The 19,027-nt window shown below is 38.4% G+C and carries 21 protein-coding genes and 1 pseudogene; all 22 read left to right on the top strand.

Annotation, left to right across the window (positions count from 1 at the left end):
• Positions 1 to 172: 172 nt before the first annotated feature.
• Complete coding sequence (locus tag WKT03_RS04430) at positions 173 to 1,876, top strand: InlB B-repeat-containing protein (RefSeq protein ID WP_340390963.1); 1,704 nt, start codon at positions 173 to 175, stop codon at positions 1,874 to 1,876.
• Positions 1,834 to 3,543 (top strand): annotated as a pseudogene (gene tcpF, locus WKT03_RS04425) (conjugal transfer ATPase TcpF); the annotation flags it as partial. The gene WKT03_RS04430 and the pseudogene tcpF, both read left to right, overlap by 43 nt.
• Positions 3,543 to 5,753 carry a CD3337/EF1877 family mobilome membrane protein gene (locus WKT03_RS04420; RefSeq protein WP_003060083.1) on the top strand — a complete coding sequence of 737 codons (2,211 nt, stop codon included), beginning with the start codon at positions 3,543 to 3,545 and terminating at the stop codon, positions 5,751 to 5,753. The pseudogene tcpF and the gene WKT03_RS04420, both read left to right, overlap by 1 nt.
• Positions 5,750 to 6,757, top strand: a complete 1,008-nt coding sequence (locus tag WKT03_RS04415; RefSeq protein ID WP_003059774.1) for a bifunctional lytic transglycosylase/C40 family peptidase — start codon at positions 5,750 to 5,752, stop codon at positions 6,755 to 6,757. The genes WKT03_RS04420 and WKT03_RS04415 overlap by 4 nt, the downstream gene beginning before the upstream one ends.
• 16 nt (positions 6,758 to 6,773) lie before the next feature.
• Complete coding sequence (locus tag WKT03_RS04410; protein WP_003062215.1) at positions 6,774 to 7,685, top strand: conjugal transfer protein; 912 nt, start codon at positions 6,774 to 6,776, stop codon at positions 7,683 to 7,685.
• A gap of 144 nt (positions 7,686 to 7,829) precedes the next feature.
• Positions 7,830 to 8,144, top strand: a complete 315-nt coding sequence (locus WKT03_RS04405; protein WP_003061887.1) for a DUF6442 family protein — start codon at positions 7,830 to 7,832, stop codon at positions 8,142 to 8,144.
• A gap of 1 nt (position 8,145) precedes the next feature.
• The gene (locus WKT03_RS04400; RefSeq protein ID WP_007286202.1) at positions 8,146 to 8,355 is read left to right on the top strand and encodes a helix-turn-helix transcriptional regulator; all 210 of its coding nucleotides are present in this window, start codon (positions 8,146 to 8,148) and stop codon (positions 8,353 to 8,355) included.
• 14 nt (positions 8,356 to 8,369) lie between these two features.
• The gene (locus tag WKT03_RS04395) at positions 8,370 to 8,699 is read left to right on the top strand and encodes a DUF3784 domain-containing protein (protein ID WP_003061243.1); all 330 of its coding nucleotides are present in this window, start codon (positions 8,370 to 8,372) and stop codon (positions 8,697 to 8,699) included.
• 15 nt (positions 8,700 to 8,714) lie between these two features.
• Positions 8,715 to 8,945 (top strand): hypothetical protein, encoded by a 231-nt coding sequence (locus WKT03_RS04390; protein WP_003060191.1) that lies wholly within the window; start codon positions 8,715 to 8,717, stop codon positions 8,943 to 8,945.
• Between the two features lie 166 nt (positions 8,946 to 9,111).
• Complete coding sequence (locus WKT03_RS04385) at positions 9,112 to 9,882, top strand: ABC transporter ATP-binding protein (RefSeq protein WP_003061398.1); 771 nt, start codon at positions 9,112 to 9,114, stop codon at positions 9,880 to 9,882.
• On the top strand, positions 9,872 to 10,714 hold the full coding sequence (locus WKT03_RS04380; protein ID WP_003060411.1) for an FtsX-like permease family protein: 843 nt from the start codon (positions 9,872 to 9,874) through the stop codon (positions 10,712 to 10,714). The genes WKT03_RS04385 and WKT03_RS04380 overlap by 11 nt, the downstream gene beginning before the upstream one ends.
• A 20-nt stretch (positions 10,715 to 10,734) precedes the next feature.
• Entirely contained in the window at positions 10,735 to 10,818 is an 84-nt protein-coding gene (locus WKT03_RS04375) for a 23S rRNA methyltransferase attenuation leader peptide (protein WP_001814874.1), read from the top strand.
• Positions 10,819 to 10,942: 124 nt separating this feature from the next.
• A complete protein-coding gene (erm(B), locus tag WKT03_RS04370) occupies positions 10,943 to 11,680 on the top strand; it encodes a 23S rRNA (adenine(2058)-N(6))-methyltransferase Erm(B) (protein WP_008687088.1) in 738 nt (245 codons plus the stop codon).
• A 145-nt stretch (positions 11,681 to 11,825) separates the two neighbouring features.
• Positions 11,826 to 12,110 carry a topoisomerase C-terminal repeat-containing protein gene (locus WKT03_RS04365; protein ID WP_002326770.1) on the top strand — a complete coding sequence of 95 codons (285 nt, stop codon included), beginning with the start codon at positions 11,826 to 11,828 and terminating at the stop codon, positions 12,108 to 12,110.
• A gap of 294 nt (positions 12,111 to 12,404) precedes the next feature.
• The gene (locus tag WKT03_RS04360) at positions 12,405 to 12,824 is read left to right on the top strand and encodes an RNA polymerase sigma factor (RefSeq protein WP_003061815.1); all 420 of its coding nucleotides are present in this window, start codon (positions 12,405 to 12,407) and stop codon (positions 12,822 to 12,824) included.
• 3 nt (positions 12,825 to 12,827) lie between these two features.
• A complete protein-coding gene (locus WKT03_RS04355) occupies positions 12,828 to 12,959 on the top strand; it encodes a helix-turn-helix domain-containing protein (RefSeq protein ID WP_445293041.1) in 132 nt (43 codons plus the stop codon).
• Entirely contained in the window at positions 12,952 to 14,142 is a 1,191-nt protein-coding gene (locus tag WKT03_RS04350; protein ID WP_003062094.1) for a site-specific integrase, read from the top strand. Before WKT03_RS04355 ends, WKT03_RS04350 begins: the two co-directional genes overlap by 8 nt.
• A gap of 175 nt (positions 14,143 to 14,317) precedes the next feature.
• Entirely contained in the window at positions 14,318 to 14,503 is a 186-nt protein-coding gene (locus WKT03_RS04345) for an Ig-like domain-containing protein (RefSeq protein ID WP_340391065.1), read from the top strand.
• Positions 14,504 to 14,891: 388 nt separating this feature from the next.
• The gene (locus WKT03_RS04340; protein ID WP_008402794.1) at positions 14,892 to 15,893 is read left to right on the top strand and encodes a calcium/sodium antiporter; all 1,002 of its coding nucleotides are present in this window, start codon (positions 14,892 to 14,894) and stop codon (positions 15,891 to 15,893) included.
• 15 nt (positions 15,894 to 15,908) lie between these two features.
• The gene (locus WKT03_RS04335; RefSeq protein WP_340390962.1) at positions 15,909 to 16,634 is read left to right on the top strand and encodes a TMEM165/GDT1 family protein; all 726 of its coding nucleotides are present in this window, start codon (positions 15,909 to 15,911) and stop codon (positions 16,632 to 16,634) included.
• 161 nt (positions 16,635 to 16,795) lie between these two features.
• Positions 16,796 to 18,118 carry an MATE family efflux transporter gene (locus WKT03_RS04330; protein ID WP_173788605.1) on the top strand — a complete coding sequence of 441 codons (1,323 nt, stop codon included), beginning with the start codon at positions 16,796 to 16,798 and terminating at the stop codon, positions 18,116 to 18,118.
• An 8-nt stretch (positions 18,119 to 18,126) separates the two neighbouring features.
• On the top strand, positions 18,127 to 18,996 hold the full coding sequence (locus WKT03_RS04325) for an AraC family transcriptional regulator (RefSeq protein WP_186847604.1): 870 nt from the start codon (positions 18,127 to 18,129) through the stop codon (positions 18,994 to 18,996).
• Positions 18,997 to 19,027: the final 31 nt, after the last annotated feature.

Below are 19,027 nucleotides of genomic sequence, written 5' to 3'. Positions count from 1 at the left end.
TTTCATGCCGTTTTTCAGACATTTCGTGCATAGAATCCGGTATGGGGAAATGATTATGGTACAATACCAGAAAATAACTTATTTGGAACAACATAATGAGACATGCAGATATAATTATACTATATGTTGTATTATGTGTTGTATTCAGATGAATGAAAGGGGATAAGAAAATATGGTAAGACGACTAAAAGAAAACAAAGTTACAGGCATCCTGACGGCCTTGCTGGTTGGCATTGTTATGTTTGTAGGCATGGGAACAATGAAAGTAAATGCAACAGAATACAGGTCAGGAACGATTGATCCTACGACTCTACAGGTAGGGGATACGGTTTACAGAGGAGTTCAGACTACATCAAATCCTGAGGTAGCAGTATGTACAACATGTCATATGGTCTGGATTGCATATAATGCTGACCATATAAGTGTAGAGATGAAGAAAACAGAGGAACATAAAGATCATGCAAGTTCTGTTGGTTGGGCTTGGTTTAACTGGTATTTTGCAACAACGAATACAACATATATAAAAACTCCGGTTTCATTTGATACACCATATACGATTATGGAAAATGGAACACTTGGGTATACGATCACATATAATACAAATGGTGGAAGTGAGGTTGCAAAGGCCGAAAAACAGACTAATATTCCAAAAGACTTACCGGTTCCTACAAAAGAGGGATATGAATTTGCAGGCTGGTATAAGGACGCAGCACTTACAGAAAGAGTGTGGGCAGGTTCTACAGTGGTTAAAGACATAACGTTGTATGCGAAATGGACAGAGCATACGCATAAGTTTTCTCATTTATGGGAAAGTAATAAGTATGGTCATTGGCATGCGGCAACCTGTGAACATAGTGATTTGAAGGAAGATTTCCAGGAACATTCTTATGGAACTGCAGGTGAAGCCAGATATACATGTTCAATCTGTAAGTATGTAGATGCAGACAAGAAAGCTGCGGCAGATATCGTAGATGCGTCAAATACAGTATTAAAAGCAGATGAAGTGCAGGTTGGAGACAAGATTTATTTTGGTAATCAGTTATCGCCTAATAAATGGATCACTGTATGTAGGAAATGTCATATGATCTGGATCACATCTGCTGACTCTGATCCGGATAATATAGATGTAGGAATCAGTGATGGAGATCAGAAGTGTTATGAGGTTGAGCAGACGAATGAACATAAAGACCATAAAGATGATGTTGGATATGCAGATTTTAATTGGTATACAACAAATTCAAATAGTCCATTAGAGAGAAATGTTCCATATACAGTTATCGAGAATGATAACCTTGGATATAAGATCACATATAACACAAATGGCGGAAGTGAAGTAACTGAAGCTGTACATCAAAAGAAGCTCCCGGATGTGCTTCCAACAACAAGTAAAGCTGGATATGAATTTGCAGGCTGGTATACAGACGAGGCACTCACAAAGGCGGCTGTGCCGGGTAAAGCATTAACAGGAAATACAATTCTTTATGCTAAGTGGACAGTGAAGCAGTCCCCTGTTGTAAAAGCAAAACGGACAAAAGCAAATGATCAGGCATTAAGCTCCAAGTTCAATATCACTACAGGAAAGTCGATTAAAGTAACATGGGGCAAGGTTGCAAAAGCAGATGGATATGATGTATATATGGCATATTGCAAGAAGGGAAAATACACCGTTGTTAAGTCTGTAAAATCTGCAAAGACCTTATCTGTGACGATCAATAAGCTGGATAAGAAGGCTGTAAATCAGAAAGATAATGTAAAATGTTATGTAGTTGCATATAAGAAGGTTGCTGGCAAGAAAGTGACCATCGGAAAATCCATTACAGGTCATGCGGTTGGCAAGAAGAATATGTGTCCTATTTTACCGTCAATGCGATTGTAGGAGAGCTTGATTTTCCGTCGTCTGAAATCTTCTATTTCCAGCAACAGCAATTCACATTCCCCGTTGATACGAGCATGAATGTAGAAATCGTGGAAAATCGGAAAGCATTAACGACCGTCCGCAACAAGAAAAAGGAACTGAAAGACCTTGATAATCACGCCTATCAAGCAGGAAGTGAAACCAGCTCAAATGTGGTGGACGCTTTAGACAGCGTGGACGAGCTGGAAACTGATTTAGACCAGACAAAAGAAAGTATGTATAAGTTAAGCTACGTCATACGGGTGTCTGCACCCGATCTTGACGAGCTGAAACGCCGTTGTGATGAAGTCAAGGACTTTTACGACGACCTCAATGTAAAGCTGGTGCGTCCTGCTGGGGATATGCTGGGGCTTCATTCTGAATTTTTACCAGCCAGCAAGCGATATATCAATGACTATGTGCAGTATGTAAAATCAGATTTTTTAGCTGGGCTTGGCTTTGGTGCGACACAGCAGTTAGGAGAAACTACGGGTATCTATATGGGCTATTCTGTTGATACGGGAAGAAATGTGTACCTGCAACCGTCCCTTGCCAGTCAAGGTGTAAAAGGTACAGTTACCAACGCTTTAGCGTCTGCTTTTGTCGGTTCGCTTGGCGGTGGGAAATCGTTCTGTAACAATCTTCTGGTATATTATGCGGTGCTGTTTGGCGGTCAAGCACTTCTGTTAGACCCTAAAAGTGAGCGTGGTAACTGGAAAGAAACGCTCCCAGAGATTGCACATGAAATCAATATCGTAAATCTTACCAGCGATAAGGACAATGCAGGGCTTCTTGACCCGTTTGTGATTATGAAGAATGTAAAAGACGCTGAAAGTCTGGCAATCGACATCTTAACATTCCTTACGGGTATTTCTTCAAGGGACGGCGAAAAATTCCCCGTACTTCGTAAGGCAGTACGCTCCGTTACCCAGAGCGACAGTCGGGGCTTGCTCCATGTGATAGACGAGCTACGCCGTGAAGATACGCCCATATCAAGAAATATCGCAGACCATATCGACAGCTTCACGGACTACGACTTTGCACACCTGCTGTTTTCAGACGGTACGGTAGAAAATGCTATCAGTCTGGATAATCAGCTCAATATCATTCAAGTAGCCGACCTTGTACTGCCAGATAAAGATACCACTTTTGAAGAATACACGACCATTGAATTGTTGTCTGTGTCTATGCTGATTGTGATTAGTACCTTTGCCCTTGATTTTATCCATTCGGACAGAAGCATTTTTAAGATTGTCGATTTAGACGAAGCGTGGGCGTTCTTAAATGTGGCACAAGGAGAAACCTTATCAAATAAGCTGGTTCGTGCTGGGCGAGCTATGCAGGCAGGCGTTTATTTCGTTACCCAGTCTGCCTATGACGTGTCAAAGGAAAGTCTGAAAAACAATATCGGCTTAAAGTTTGCATTTAGAAGCACGGATATAAACGAGATAAAGCAGACCTTAGAGTTTTTCGGTATCGACAAGGACGATGAGAACAACCAGAAACGCTTGCGTGATTTGGAGAACGGACAATGCTTATTGCAGGACTTATACGGGCGTGTCGGTGTGGTGCAGATACACCCAGTCTTTGAAGAACTGCTACACGCCTTTGATACCAGACCGCCCGTACAGAGAAATGAGGTGGAGTGATGAAAGAAAGGATAAAAGGTGTGTTCACAAAAAAGAAGATTTTCCACTTTCTCAAAATGGCTCTGTTCGTGGTGGCACTCTCCCTTATCCTGCTTTCACTTTTGGGGACGGTGGCTCATGCGACGGGGCTTGTAGACGATACCATAAACGCAGAAAATCTTTATTCAAAATATCCCCTTTCCAACTACCAGCTTGATTTTTTCGTCGATAATAGCTGGTCGTGGCTTCCGTGGAACTGGCTCGACGGTATCGGAAAATCGGTACAATACGGGCTGTACTGCATTACCAACTTTGTCTGGACTATCAGTTTGTATTTGAGTAATGCAACGGGCTATGTGGTGCAGGAAGCCTATAAGCTGGACTTCATCAATGATATGGCAGACAGTATCGGAAAGAGCATACAGACCCTTGCAGGCGTTACCGAGAACGGCTTTTCTTCTACGGGCTTCTATGTTGGTTTCCTGCTTCTCATTATCTTAGTGGTGGGAATGTACGTTGCTTATACGGGACTGATAAAACGGGAAACCAGCAAAGCACTTCACGCTGTTATCAACTTTGTGGTGGTGTTCGTGCTGTCCGCTTCATTTATTGCTTATGCTCCCGACTATATCAAGAAGATAAATGAATTTTCATCAGACATCAGTACCGCTTCTTTGGATTTGGGAACAAAAATCATGCTCCCTAACTCCGACAGCGAGGGTAAGGACAGCGTGGACTTGATACGGGACAGCCTATTTTCTATTCAAGTGGAACAGCCGTGGCTCTTGCTTCAATTCGGGAACAGCAACGCAGAAGAAATCGGGACAGACCGTGTAGAAGCTCTCGTATCGGCAAGTCCAGAGGACGAGGACGGGAAAACCAGAGAGGAAGTCGTGAAAACAGAAATCGAGGACAACGACAATAACAATCTGACAATACCGCAGGTCGTGAACCGTTTGGGTATGGTGTTCTTCCTCTTGTTCTTTAACTTGGGTATCACGATATTTGTATTCTTGCTTACGGGCATGATGTTGTTCAGCCAGATACTTTTTATTATCTTTGCAATGTTTTTACCTATCAGTTTTTTACTTTCCATGATACCGAGCTATGAAAGCATGGCAAAGCAGGCAATCGTGAGAGTATTTAATACCATAATGACACGGGCAGGAATAACGCTCATTGTAACGGTGGCATTTAGTATTTCCAGTATGTTTTACAACATTTCCACAGACTACCCATTCTTTATGGTGGCGTTCTTGCAGATAGTATGTTTCGCTGGTATCTACATGAAGCTGGGCGACTTAATGAGTATGTTCTCACTTAATGCTGGCGACAGTCAAAGCATGGGACGACGCATATTCCGCAGACCGTATCTGTTTATGCGACATCGGGCTAGGCGTATGGAACACCGTATTGCAAGGGCGGTAAGTGCTGGCGGTATTTCGGGCGGTGTAGCTGGTGCGGTGGCTGGAAGTGCCGTTGCTGGCAAGAGAGCCGAAAGAAAAAATACGGCTTCTAAAGAAAATCGGGGCAATACCACTTCCAGCATGGGACAGCGTGCAGGTTCAAAAGTCGGTGCTGTTTTAGATACGAAAAATAAAGTGAAAGACAAGGCAAACGCTGTCAAAGAGAATATCAAGGATATGCCGACACAGACCGCTTATGCGGTGTATTCCGCAAAGGAAAAGGCAAAGTCCAGCGTGTCCGACTTCAAGCGTGGCATGGTGCAGGAACAGCAGTCCAGACAGACGGGACGCTTGGAAAAGCAGGAACAGCGTAAGAAAAATATCGCTGACAAACGTATGGAGCTTCAAAAGGCACAAGAAGCAAGGCAGGTACAGCGAAAGGCTGACGGATCAGCGACAACGGGAGCTACCCGTCCCCATGAGCGACCAGTCACAGCTTCAACCATTCCAAAGCCGAGTGTTGAAAAAATGCAGGAAGTCAAACGCCCAGCCACAGCTCCAACTCCGAAAGCAAGTGAGCCAGTCAAGACAAATGTTATCAAAGAGCGTCCGTTATCTTCTGGTGCTTCTGATAAGAAAGCACCCCAGCCTACACAGACAGTACATAGGCAGAATGTAGAAAAAGTGGTATCGCAGGAAACACGCCAGAATGACACCAAAGACCGCAGGATAAAGGTTCAGCAGACCCAGAGCGTCCAGAAGAACCAGCAGACCATAGAGAAAACCCGTAACCTTGTAACGAAGAAAGGACAGAAGAAAAAATGAAACTGAAACATATCGCTATCATTGGCAGTCTGTTTCCTATCCTCTTTTCTCTGGTGCTTTTCTTTGGCGTCCTCATTAGTGCGGACAGCGACGACGAGAACAGCAATTTTTCTTCTGGCATTACGGGTATGAACCTATCCGCAGAAGTCTTGAAACATCAGCCTATGGTAGAAAAATACGCCAGAGAAAACGGTATCTCCGAGTATGTCAATGTGTTACTTGCTATCATTCAAGTAGAAAGTGGCGGTACGGCAGAAGATGTTATGCAGAGTTCGGAAAGTCTTGGTTTACCGCCTAATTCCTTAGATACGGAAAGCTCAATCAAGCAGGGGTGTAAGTATTTTGCGTCCCTGCTTTCTTCCTGCAAAAATCAAGGTATCGACGACTTGAATGTAGCGATACAGTCTTATAACTATGGCGGTGGCTATGTGGGATATGTGGCAGGAAAAGGAAAAAAACACACTTTTAATCTTGCAGAGAGCTTCGCCCGTGAGAAATCGGGTGGAAAGAAAGTAACCTACACCAACCCGATAGCCGTTGCTAAGAATGGGGGCTGGCGGTATGGCTATGGAAATATGTTCTATGTGGAAGTAGTCAATCAGTATTTAGCAGTTCCGCAGGTATCGGGAGAACTGGCACAAAAGGTAATGAATGAAGCGTTGAAATATCAAGGCTGGAAGTATGTGTATGGTGGCAGTAACCCGAATACTTCCTTTGATTGTTCGGGATTGACGCAATGGTGCTATGGAAAAGCTGGTATCTCCTTACCGAGAACAGCACAAGCACAGTATGACGCAACCCAACATCTGCCACTCTCGCAGGCAAAAGCAGGCGATTTGGTGTTTTTCCATTCCACCTATAACGCTGGTTCGTATGTAACACACGTCGGTATTCTTGTTTCGCCGACACAGATGTACCACGCAGGCGACCCGATAGGATATGCAGACCTAAGTAGTAGTTACTGGCAACAGCACTTAATCGGTGCAGGACGAGTAAAACAATAGAAAGGACTTGAAAAATATGTTTAAGAAGAATAAGAAACAGACAGAAACTATCAAAGAACCAAAAGAAAAAAAGGTGCGTACTGTCAAGGTAGGCACACATAAGAAAACCGTGATTGCGTTGTGGGTGGTGCTTGTCGCAAGCGTGAGCTTTGGGGTGTATAAGAATTTTACGGCTATCGACCAGCACACCACCCATGAAAAAGAAATCATTGAACTTTGCTTGCAGGACACCAACGGGATAGAAAATTTCGTGAAAAACTTTGCGAAGTCCTATTACACATGGGATAACAGCAAAGAAGCTATCGAAGCAAGGACGCAGGCAATCAGCGGTTATCTGACAAAGGAATTGCAGGACTTAAATGTAGACACCATTAGAACCGATATACCGACCAGCTCCACGGTTACAGATGTGATTGTATGGCATATCGAGCAATCGGGAGCGGACACTTTTTCTGCTACCTACGAAGTAGATCAGCAGATAAAAGAGGGAGAACAGACAAGCAATGTGAAAGCAACCTATACTGTAAAAGTCTATGTGGACGCAGACGGGGATATGGTAATCGTTCAAAACCCTACCCTTGCACCAGCAGTTGAAAAATCAGACTATGAGCCTAAGACACCAGAAGCAGACGCAAGCGTGGACGCTGATACGGTAAATGACGCTACCGCTTTTCTGGAAACATTCTTTAAGCTGTACCCAACAGCGACGGAAAAAGAGCTTGCTTACTATGTATTGGGAAATGTGATTGAACCTATCGGCAGGGACTACCTTTATTCTGAACTGGTAAACCCTATCTTTATAAAGGACGGCGACAATGTGAAAGTCAAGGTTGCGGTAAAATTCATTGATAATCAGACAAAAGCGACGCAGGTATCGCAGTATGAGCTTGTGCTACATAAGGATAGTAACTGGAAGATTGTAGGATAAATGATATAGCGTGCATTTCCTATCAGATTTGCACGCTTTTACAAAACGACAAGAAAACTGTGCAAAAATATTGACTTGTAATGACCGAATGCTATAATATAAATGACAAGTGTACTTGGTATTATTTGAAGGGAGCGTTATATAATGGATAAAGAAAAAATACTATCACAAAACAAAAAAGAGAATCTATATCTTGATGAATACGAAAAACATATTAAACTTCAAGGGAAATCTTTTGGCTTAATGTTTGTTTTATTTATCTGCATTTTAATTCTTTTCATTAAAGCAGTTTGTAAAGAACCTTACTATGACATAATGACAATTATTGGGTCTGTGGCATTTGGCTCTATGGGTTATGAAGCACATATTTCAAAAAATAAATCCAAATTTGTTATTGCTTTATTCTTTTTTCTATTTATGGGGTATTACTTTTATAAATTTTTAATGGTAGGTTTATAGAATGGACGAACATTTAATTTTGCGAAACAGATTAAAAACTGTACGAAAAGAAAAAAAATTATCACAAACAGAATTAGCTGAACTAGTCGGGGTTTCTCGGAATACAGTTAGTTCTATTGAAACTGGACAATTTAATCCAACAGCAAAATTGGCATTAGTGCTTTGTATAGCTTTAGATAAAAAATTTGAAGAATTATTTTATTTTGATTAAAGGAGAGAACGATTATGGAATTAGAGGAATTGATTGTTGAAATAGTTATAGGATTGTTTTTACTTTTTACATCTTATCAAATAGGTATAAAAGAGAATATTACTTTATTACATGGTTATCATTATACACAACTTGACCCTAAAGATAAAAAGGTGTTTACAAAAAAAATAGGAATAGGCACTTTACTGGTTAGTATTGGTATTCTTGTTATGCCGATTATCAATTTAATCTCTCATTCTGAATTAGGCTATTACATAGGTCTTATTTTGATTGTTGTAGGAGTGTTTTATATCATATTCATCATTGTAAAATACAATGGAAAACTTATTAGCTTTAAAAAGTAGAATTGAGGTATGAATATGATAGGACTGAACAAAAGAGATATAAAAAAGGCATTGAAAGCTGGTGCAAAAGCTGGCGGTGTATCATTGGCTGATGTTCGGGCGGATATTGAAGCTACGATTGATGAAGCTATGAATAGCACCGACCCAGAGGTGCAGGCAAATTTCAAAAAGTATTTTGGGAATAAACGCCCTACACCAGAAGAATATATTTATATCATTACGAAAAAGACAAAGGCAAAATTATAATAAAAGGGTCGTGGAAATGCTTCACAAAATTGTGATCTGCATTATCACGGCTCTTTTACTCTCTGTTTACTTTCAAAACTGTAAGTGTAATTGAATACTGCCCTTGCTATAATTTAATTGTATTCCAAAACAAATAAATGTGGCAGGAAGAAAGGAGCGATTTTTAATGGAACACATTTTAAATTTAGAGCAAGTAAAAAAATACTACGGGGGTAACTCTGGAAATATCACAAAGGCAGTAGACGGTATTTCTATGTATGTAGATAAGGGCGAATTTGTCGCAATCATGGGAGCTAGTGGTTCTGGAAAGACTACCCTATTAAACTGTATCTCTACGATTGATACTGTAACCAGCGGACACATTACAGTCAATAATCAAGATATTACCAAAATCAAGGATAAAGATTTTGCTGATTTCAGACGTGAAAATTTAGGGTTCATTTTTCAAGATTTCAACCTTTTAGATACTTTAACGATTGGAGAAAACATTTCTTTATCATTGGTTATCAACAAACAGAACCCTACTGATATTGAGAAAAGAGTTCATGCTATCGCCGATAAATTGGGTATTCGTGATATTTTATCGAAATTTCCTTATGAAGTTTCTGGCGGACAAAAACAGCGTTGTGCTTGTGCTAGAGCCTTAATCAATGAACCGAAACTGATTTTAGCTGATGAACCGACGGGAGCTTTGGACTCAAAAGCTTCCAGATTATTACTGGAAACAATGTCTGAAATCAACAAGAAAATGCAGGCTACTATTTTAATGGTAACACATGACCCGTTTAGTGCGTCTTTCTGTGAACGTATTTTGTTCTTGAAAGACGGTAAAATATTCAATGAAATTTTCAGAGGGGAAAAAAGCAGAAAAGATTTCTTCAATGAAATACTGGATATATTAACCTTGCTCGGAGGTGAAGTGGGAAATGTTAGGTAAGTTAGCGTATAGAAATACAAAAAGAAATATTAAAGATTATTTGATTTATCTGATAACCGTTACTGCATCCTTTTCTCTTATATTTGCTTTTAATTTGGTGGCAAATTCTGATGAAATTGTAAAGTTATGTTCCAGTATGGATGCATTTAAGAATTCATTGTTCGCTGTAAATATTCTTATTATTTTTGTGATATGCTTTTTGATCAACTATACAACGAAATTTATGTTTGAAAAAAGAAGTAAAGAATTAGGAACATATATGCTTCTTGGCATTAAGAAAAAAGAAATTGCCCACTTAGTTGTAATTGAAAATATACTGTTGGGAATTTTAGCATTTGTATTAGCTATTCCTATTGGCTTTTTATTCAGCCAGTTTGTGTCGTTAGTAATTGTAAACTTACTGGGTATTCCAAAAACTCTCTTTATTTCTTTGAATTTCGTTTCTATTGGACTATTGATAATTTATTTTTTAACTATTTATGTTTTGGTTTTGCTTAATCTATTAAGAAGAATAAGTAAAATGACGATACGTGATTTTCTTTATTTTGACAAACAAAATGAAAAGAAAATGTTCCGTGACAGTAAAAAAAGAAATGTCATTTTTGTTTTAAGTATTATTCTTGGTGCGATTTCTCTTTTTCTCTGGAATTCACGTTGTACTATGGATAATTTTAATAAGCAAGAAACACTTACTTATTTGATGGTAAGCGTAATCATGTTGATTATCAGCATTTATGGTATATCTACAACTTGTGCAGATATGTTCTTGACTGTTATCTTAAAATTTTGTATAATAGGAATTGAAGTTAAATTAGATGCTAAAAATTTGTAATTAAGAAGGAGGGATTCGTCATGTTGGTATTCCAAATGCGTAATGTAGATAAAACATCTACTGTTTTGAAACAGACTAAAAACAGTGATTACGCAGATAAATAAATACGTTAGATTAATTCCTACCAGTGACTAATCTTATGACTTTTTAAACAGATAACTAAAATTACAAACAAATCGTTTAACTTCTGTATTTATTTACAGATGTAATCACTTCAGGAGTGATTACATGAACAAAAATATAAAATATTCTCAAAACTTTTTAACGAGTGAAAAAGTACTCAACCAAATAATAAAACAATTGAATTTAAAAGAAACCGATACCGTTTACGAAATTGGAACAGGTAAAGGGCATTTAACGACGAAACTGGCTAAAATAAGTAAACAGGTAACGTCTATTGAATTAGACAGTCATCTATTCAACTTATCGTCAGAAAAATTAAAACTGAATACTCGTGTCACTTTAATTCACCAAGATATTCTACAGTTTCAATTCCCTAACAAACAGAGGTATAAAATTGTTGGGAATATTCCTTACCATTTAAGCACACAAATTATTAAAAAAGTGGTTTTTGAAAGCCGTGCGTCTGACATCTATCTGATTGTTGAAGAAGGATTCTACAAGCGTACCTTGGATATTCACCGAACACTAGGGTTGCTCTTGCACACTCAAGTCTCGATTCAGCAATTGCTTAAGCTGCCAGCGGAATGCTTTCATCCTAAACCAAAAGTAAACAGTGTCTTAATAAAACTTACCCGCCATACCACAGATGTTCCAGATAAATATTGGAAGCTATATACGTACTTTGTTTCAAAATGGGTCAATCGAGAATATCGTCAACTGTTTACTAAAAATCAGTTTCATCAAGCAATGGAACACGCCAAAGTAAACAATTTAAGTACCATTACTTATGAGCAAGTATTGTCTATTTTTAATAGTTATCTATTATTTAACGGGAGGAAATAATTCTATGAGTCGCTTTTTTAAATTTGGAAAGTTACACGTTACTAAAGGGAATGGAGATAAATTATTAGATATACTACTGACAGCTTCCAAGAAGCTAAAGAGGTCCCTAGCGCCTACGGGGAATTTGTATCGATAAGGGGTACAAATTCCCACTAAGCGCTCGGGACCCCTTGTAGGAAAATGTCCTAAGTGTGGCAACAATATTGTATTAAAAAAATCGTTTTATGGTTGTTCAAATTATCCTGAATGTAAGTTTACTTTAGCTGAACATTTTAGAAAGAAAAAACTAACCAAAACGAATGTAAAAGAATTACTGGAGGGAAAAGAAACCCTGGTAAAAGGAATCAAAAACAAAGAGAAAAAGCCCTACAATGCCGTTGTAAAAATTGGGGAAAAGGGATATATTGATTTTATCTCTTTTTCAAAATAAACATAAAAGCCCTTTAAAGAGGGCTTTTATATATTAATCACAAATCACTTATCACAAATCACAAGTGATTAATCACAAATCACTTGTGATTTGTGATTCTTAATGATACAATATTACTATGTTTTAGCTTTAAAGGCTCGTACAGACTATATGTTTTGTGCGGGCTTTTTTCATACCCGAAAAAATTTAAAAAATTTTTCAAAAGAGGTCATTAAATCACACCTAGCTGTCCTTATATGGTGCGGAAAGAGGGATAAACACTTTTCAAATCATAAAGGAAAGGAGGTGAGATTGATGAAACCGTCTGACTTCCAGAAAACAGTTCAATGTCGTTTTGAAAGTTGTTTAAAGAAAGTTGTCCGTAGTGTCGTGAAAGATTATTACAAGGAATTAAACCGTCGTAAGAATAAAGAAATATCTTTCAGCGAATTGCCAGATGTCCTTGTTGATAAAATGGCTGTTTGGGACGACTACGAAACAGATTATACAATCTTTTCAGTATGTGGCATTGATATTCGTGTCCTTGATGATGAATTGGCAGAAGCCTTGAAGAAACTTCCAGAAAGAAAACGCAATACTCTGTTGATGTATTACTTCTTGGAAATGACAGAAAGTGAAATTGCCAACTTGCAGAAAATCACGCAAAGCGGTGTATTTAGAAACCGACATCACGCTTTGGAAACTATGAAAAAAATACTCAAGGAGGAACATTAGAAAATGAAACAGTTATTTAAGAAACCGTCTTATTACTTGATTTCATCAGCTATGGACGGAAACGAAAAAGCGATTGAAAAATTACTGGCATTTTATGACCCTTACATATCAAAAGGAGCTTTACACTATGTCTAATGTAAAACGAAAAGACAGTAAAAATCGCAATTTGCGTAATGGAGAGAGCCAGCGAAAAGACGGAAGATACGTTTATAAATATACCGATATATACGGAAAGCCACAATTTATCTATTCTTGGAAACTTGTACCGACAGACAAGACACCTGCTGGAAAGCGTGATGATATATCGTTGAGGGAAAAAGAAACACAGATTAAAAAAGACCTTAACGACGGTATCGATACAGCAGGCGGTAAAATGACAGTCTGCCAGCTCTACGACAAGAAGAACAGCCAAAGAAAGAACATCAAGAGGGCTACTGAAAAAGGACGACAGTATCTTATGAACGCTCTGAAAAATGACCCATTGGGTATGAGGGCGATTGATACTGTTAAGCAGTCGGACGCTAAAGAATGGGCTATCAGAATGAGCGAAAAAGGATACGCCTATAAAACGATTGATAACTACAAGCGTTCCTTGAAAGCGTCATTTTACATGGCGATACAAGACGACTGTATCAGAAAGAACCCGTTTGAATTTAAGCTAAGTGATGTTCTGGAAGATGATACGGAGCAGAAAGTTATCCTTACACCAGAGCAGGAAGAACGCCTGCTTGCCTTTATGGAAAAGGATAAGATTTACAGCAAGTATTATGATGAGGTTGTGCTTCTGCTGGAAACGGGACTTCGTATTTCTGAATTTTGCGGACTAACGACGCATATTGATATGCAGAACAGAATACTCAATATAGACCACCAGTTATTGAAAGACAGCGAAATCGGCTACTATATTGAAACGCCAAAGACCAAAAACGGAAAACGAGAACTTCCATTGACAGAACGGGCTTATCAAGCAATCCAAAGAATACTAAAGAACAGAGGAAAGGCACAACCGTTGATTGTAGGTGGTTATAGCAATTTCCTATTCTTGAACCGTGAGGGCTTACCTAAAGTTGCAGGAAACTATGAGGGCATGGTGCGAGGACTAATTAAGAAGTATAACAAGTATCACACGGACAAGTTACCGAACATCACACCACATTCATTCCGACATACTTACTGTACGAATATGGCAAACAGAGGAATGAACCCAAACACCCTGCAATATCTTATGGGACACGCTAACATAACCATGACACTTGGCTATTATGCACACGGTACATTTCAATCTGCAAAAGCAGAACTGGAAAGACTGGCTTGTTAATATCGGAGCTTATATTTACTACTCATTTACTACTTTTGGTTGCATTTTCATGCTGGTAAATGCCAGCTTATGCAAGGTATCTTCCAAAAAGAAAATACCGATAAAGCCCTAAAATACGGGATATATCGGCATTTACCAACTTATGAAAAGATAATCAGAAATTTAGTAAGTTTTTATTATAAAGAATAATAAACTTCCACTCTTTGGTCATACAGCAAAATTCAGATATGACACATCAAATAAAAAGGTAGCAACTGTATCCAAAGATGGCAAGATCACAGCAAAAGGAAAAGGCACTTGTTATGTATATATCTATGCAGTAAATGGATGCGCTAAGAAAGTAAAGGTAACAGTTAAATAAAAGTAAATAGAAAGAAGTAGTAAATTCGGCAGTGGCTTGGATGGACAGTAGTCTGAGACCACTGCTGATAAATGTTTCTGATAAATATTTCTAAAATAAGATGTTGACACACATGGATACATTTGATAATATTTATCGAGTAACTTAATATTCCATGAGGGAGTAGTTAGCACGAAAGTGTGATTTGTCAACATTCTGATTATAATAAGAGAGTATAATCTGGCAAATCTTAAATAATGAGACTCATGTATATCGATTAACAGCTTGTGTAATATACACCGGCGGATAATTGATATACATGAGTCTTTTTTAATCTGTCGGACATACTTTATAGTAGCAGACAGTTCGGCTGACATCACTGGTATGGATAGAGAAAAAGGAGAACAATATGGAAAAATTCATTAACAACGCCCCGTTTGCTCTTGTAATTGTAATTCTTGTGATCGGTTTTGTACTGCTGATCAAAGGAGCGGATTTTTTTGTAGAGGGAAGCTCGAGTGTAGCAAAGAGACTGCATGTTCCATCTATAATTATTGGACTTACAATCGTTGCGATGGGAACATCACTTCCGGAAACAGCGGTCAGTGTATCAGCATCAATAGCAGGCAATAATGAACTTGCAGTTAGTAATGTAGTTGGTTCTAATATTTTTAATCTGATGGTTGTTATCGGAGTATGTGCAATATTAGCCACAGTAAATGTTGCAGGAGAAACGATAAAGAGAGATATTCCGCTTTCACTTATATGTGCCGGACTCTTAATGCTTTTAGGAATAATCGGCCTTGGAGATAAAACAGGCATGACGTTGGGACATATGGATGGTGCTATATTTATTGGTTTATTTGCAGGATACATTTTTTACATGATCAGGATTGCATTAAAGGCCAACAAAGAGGGAAAGAAAGTTGAGATTGAAGGTGGCTCGGATGAGGAAATTAAGCTTGTATCCGTTCCGGTCAGTATTCTGTTTATCGTTGGCGGAGCAATAGCGATTGCAGTCGGAGGGGATGTGACCGTTGATGCGGCATCAAGAATTGCAAGTGATCTCGGAATGAGTCAGACACTGATCGGACTTACAATCGTTTCGATAGGCACGTCACTCCCGGAGCTTGTGACCTCAATTGTTGCAGCCAGAAAGAATGAAGTTGATATGGCGCTTGGTAACGCGATCGGTTCAAATATATTTAACATACTTATGGTACTTGGTATTGCATCAGTGATCAGTCCGATCAGTATAATCAGAGAGAATATTATTGATCTGTGTGTACTGGTTGCATTTACTGTGTGTGTATGGATATTTGCAGGGACAAAGAAGAAAATCGGAAGAATCGAAGGTTTGTGTATGGTTGCTCTCTATGCAGTATATGCAGTTTATATTGTAATAAGATAAATGAGGGTATAACAAATGATATTATTTTTAAAGGTATTTTTTACGGAATTCATAGCGGAGATGGGAGATAAGACACAGCTTATGTTGATTGCTCTTACGTCTAAGTACAAATTAAAAGATATCATATTAGGAACTGCTGCCGCAATTCTTGTACTGAATGGTCTGGCGGTTCTTGCAGGTGGACTTGTCAGCGAATTTGTTCCGGAATGGCTCATTAAGAATATTGCAGCACTTGTATTTCTTTACTTCGCAGCATCAACGATTTCCGATGGCGACGAAGAGGAAGAAGAAAACGGAAGATCAAAGATCAAGTTTGCGCCATTGGCTGTTTTCTGTACTTTTTTTGTAGCTGAGCTTGGAGATAAGACTCAGCTTACCGCTATAACATTTGGTGCAAATGAAGGTATGGGGGCAGCACTTATTGTATGGATCGGTTGTTCGCTCGGACTATTTGCAGCGGACATTCTTGGAATGCTGATCGGTTATCTCTTAAAGAGCAAAACTCCGGATGGACTGCTTAACACACTGGCATTTGTGATATTCTCGATATTTGGTGTGTATACACTTTATCAGGGCCTTAAGCTCATCTCTTCAAGTGTCTGCCGGATTCCGGTACTGCTGATACTTATAGCTGTAGTCGTTGTATTTGCGGGCTTATGTGCATTCCTTTTCGTACGGCGAAAAAAGAAAAAAAGGGAAAAAATACAGGAAACGAATAGAATACAAATCTCATTTCATTAAATAAATAGTCTGGATGTCAACGATAAGATTAACAATTCTGATAGATTATTGCGGTGAAATAGTAGAAATAGTGCCATTTTTGTTTGATATTATACAAGAAACACATAAAGATATATCGTATTATTGATAATATATGTTATATTTGTATGTAAGGAGAAAACATGATGGTTGAAAGGAAAACATTATCGCAATTATCTGTGCCAATATGCCTGGAAACTTTATTCTATATGCTTTCAGGGATGGTTGATACACTTATGTTATCATCTGTAAGTGATCAGGCTGTGGGAGCAGTGGGAACAGCAAATACTTATATAGGTGTTTTCATTGTTATGTTTGGAGTGATATCATCGGGTATGATAGCTGTTATGTCACAAAATATCGGAGCGGGAAGACCCGGGATAGCATATCAGGCCAGACAGCTTGGACTTATGTTTAATGCGTTCATAGGTATTCTGATGTCTGTTGTTCTTGCAATTTTTTCCAGCAGAATACTTAAAATAGTAAGTATTGCTCCTGCTTTGTTTGAACCGGCTGAAACATACCTCAAAATTGTTGGTGGAACATGTTTTTTAAATGCGATTATTCCTATTTTTTCCAGTTATTTGAGAGTATTTGGATATACAAAGCATTCCCTGATAGGAACTATTGTTGGAAATGTTCTTAATATAATACTAAATTCGGTATTCTTATTTGTATTTAACTGGGGAGTAATGGGAGTTGCCGTTGCCACGGTTATTTCAAGGGTTGTAAATCTTGTTATTGTAGCGGTGATGGGCGCTGTACTTATAAAAGCAAAACAAAGTCCTGATCGTATTTTGCCGCGAAAGATACTTGCGCAGATTGTTAAAATAGGTTTTCCTTCTGCATTTGAAACAGCACTTTATAATATAGCAATGACATTTATAGTGCGTTTTATGAATCAGATGGATGCGAACGGAATGAATGTCACAGCTCGTTCGTATGCTATGCAGATAGCAAATTTCTCATATTGTGCAGGAGCTGCACTGGCACAGGCTAATGCTATTATGACAGGCTGGAGAATCGGAGCAAAGGAGTTTGAAGAATGTGACAGGGGTATAAAAAAAGCAGAGATATATGGCCTTGTAATAGCTACATGCTTCTCTGTGACATTTGCACTGTCCGGACACATTATAGTGCATATATTTACGGATGATGCACAGATGATAAGTCTTGTGGTAAAATTGTTAATAATAGATATATTCCTTGAACTTGGAAGGGTGACAAATCTTGTGTATAGTCAGGCGTTAAAAACCAGTGGAGATGCAGTTTTTCCGGTTATAATGGGTGCAATTTTCATGTATCTGTTTGCGGTTGGTGGTACATATTTTCTTGGAATACATTTGGGCTTTCTGGCGGTAGGAGCATATATTGCCATGGCAGGTGATGAATGTGCGAGAGCTGTTGGAATGGTGCTTCGATGGAAAAGCGGAAAATGGAAAAGTAAGAGTCTTATAGAACTATAGGAGAGATTATGTATTTTGAATTAAAGGAAAATAAACCACATGGTACAAAGGATGATCCGTTCAGTACATATCACATAGAGAATGCGGGGCAGTCCTTTCAGATACCGGTACATTGGCATGATGAATTCGAAATTATATATGTAAAAAGTGGCTTTTTGACTGTAAATATATCAGGAGAGAACTATATCGGGAAACCCGGGGATGCCTTCGTTGTATCACCGGGCAATCTGCATTTTATGGGTTCAAAGACCGATACTGTAGATTATTTTACTTTTCTTTTCCCATTGAAATATATATCATTTTATACAGATGATATACTAGATGATAGATTACTTGAACCATTAGACAGTGGTCGTCTGATGATTAGTCCCAGTGTAAAAGATACGATAAAAGAATTGTGTGAGCAGTTAATTGAGATATATAAAACAAAAAAGAGTGAAAGAGAGTTGAACATAGCGACGCAGATAAAGACCAAAATAATTCTTTTACAATTTATTCTTGAAATGTGGGAAAAGGGATTTATAGTAGAAAATAACACAAGTGGTAGAAATATTGTAGAAAAAGAAATGGTCTCGTATATACAGCAGAATTTTACAGGAAAAATATCATTAAGAGAATTTGGGGAGCAATTTCATCTTTCTGAAAAATATATATCCAGATATTTTAAGGAGCATTTTCATATTACACTTTCACAATATGTGGCGTATTTACGGTTAGAGTATGCAAAACAGCTGTTGCAAGACACCGATATTTCTGTTACAGAGGCAGCAATGCGGAGCGGTTATCAAAATATAAGCTATTTTATCAGAAGTTTTAAAAAAACATACGGAGTTTCTCCGTTAAAATACAGAAAAAAGCAAGTTGACTGTATGCAATAACATTGTATTGGCCGCGTTAGCTCTGATTTTG

The sequence above is a fragment of the Coprococcus sp. HCN-4056 genome (assembly GCF_037892645.1).
Classification (GTDB): domain Bacteria; phylum Bacillota; class Clostridia; order Lachnospirales; family Lachnospiraceae; genus Coprococcus; species Coprococcus ammoniilyticus.
The sequence above is the reverse complement of the archived record's forward strand: the minus strand, read 5'-3'. Positions and strand labels throughout refer to the sequence as shown.

What these genes read in the sequence shown, in the direction of transcription:
- WKT03_RS04430 (WP_340390963.1), top strand. Translation starts at nt 173, where the DNA reads ATGGTAAGACGACTAAAAGAAAACAAAGTTACAGGCATCCTGACGGCC.
- WKT03_RS04420 (WP_003060083.1), top strand. Translation starts at nt 3,543, where the DNA reads ATGAAAGAAAGGATAAAAGGTGTGTTCACAAAAAAGAAGATTTTCCAC.
- WKT03_RS04415 (WP_003059774.1), top strand. Translation starts at nt 5,750, where the DNA reads ATGAAACTGAAACATATCGCTATCATTGGCAGTCTGTTTCCTATCCTC.
- WKT03_RS04410 (WP_003062215.1), top strand. Translation starts at nt 6,774, where the DNA reads ATGTTTAAGAAGAATAAGAAACAGACAGAAACTATCAAAGAACCAAAA.
- WKT03_RS04405 (WP_003061887.1), top strand. Translation starts at nt 7,830, where the DNA reads ATGGATAAAGAAAAAATACTATCACAAAACAAAAAAGAGAATCTATAT.
- WKT03_RS04400 (WP_007286202.1), top strand. Translation starts at nt 8,146, where the DNA reads ATGGACGAACATTTAATTTTGCGAAACAGATTAAAAACTGTACGAAAA.
- WKT03_RS04395 (WP_003061243.1), top strand. Translation starts at nt 8,370, where the DNA reads ATGGAATTAGAGGAATTGATTGTTGAAATAGTTATAGGATTGTTTTTA.
- WKT03_RS04390 (WP_003060191.1), top strand. Translation starts at nt 8,715, where the DNA reads ATGATAGGACTGAACAAAAGAGATATAAAAAAGGCATTGAAAGCTGGT.
- WKT03_RS04385 (WP_003061398.1), top strand. Translation starts at nt 9,112, where the DNA reads ATGGAACACATTTTAAATTTAGAGCAAGTAAAAAAATACTACGGGGGT.
- WKT03_RS04380 (WP_003060411.1), top strand. Translation starts at nt 9,872, where the DNA reads ATGTTAGGTAAGTTAGCGTATAGAAATACAAAAAGAAATATTAAAGAT.
- WKT03_RS04375 (WP_001814874.1), top strand. Translation starts at nt 10,735, where the DNA reads ATGTTGGTATTCCAAATGCGTAATGTAGATAAAACATCTACTGTTTTG.
- WKT03_RS04360 (WP_003061815.1), top strand. Translation starts at nt 12,405, where the DNA reads ATGAAACCGTCTGACTTCCAGAAAACAGTTCAATGTCGTTTTGAAAGT.
- WKT03_RS04355 (WP_445293041.1), top strand. Translation starts at nt 12,828, where the DNA reads ATGAAACAGTTATTTAAGAAACCGTCTTATTACTTGATTTCATCAGCT.
- WKT03_RS04350 (WP_003062094.1), top strand. Translation starts at nt 12,952, where the DNA reads ATGTCTAATGTAAAACGAAAAGACAGTAAAAATCGCAATTTGCGTAAT.
- WKT03_RS04340 (WP_008402794.1), top strand. Translation starts at nt 14,892, where the DNA reads ATGGAAAAATTCATTAACAACGCCCCGTTTGCTCTTGTAATTGTAATT.
- WKT03_RS04335 (WP_340390962.1), top strand. Translation starts at nt 15,909, where the DNA reads ATGATATTATTTTTAAAGGTATTTTTTACGGAATTCATAGCGGAGATG.
- WKT03_RS04330 (WP_173788605.1), top strand. Translation starts at nt 16,796, where the DNA reads ATGATGGTTGAAAGGAAAACATTATCGCAATTATCTGTGCCAATATGC.
- WKT03_RS04325 (WP_186847604.1), top strand. Translation starts at nt 18,127, where the DNA reads ATGTATTTTGAATTAAAGGAAAATAAACCACATGGTACAAAGGATGAT.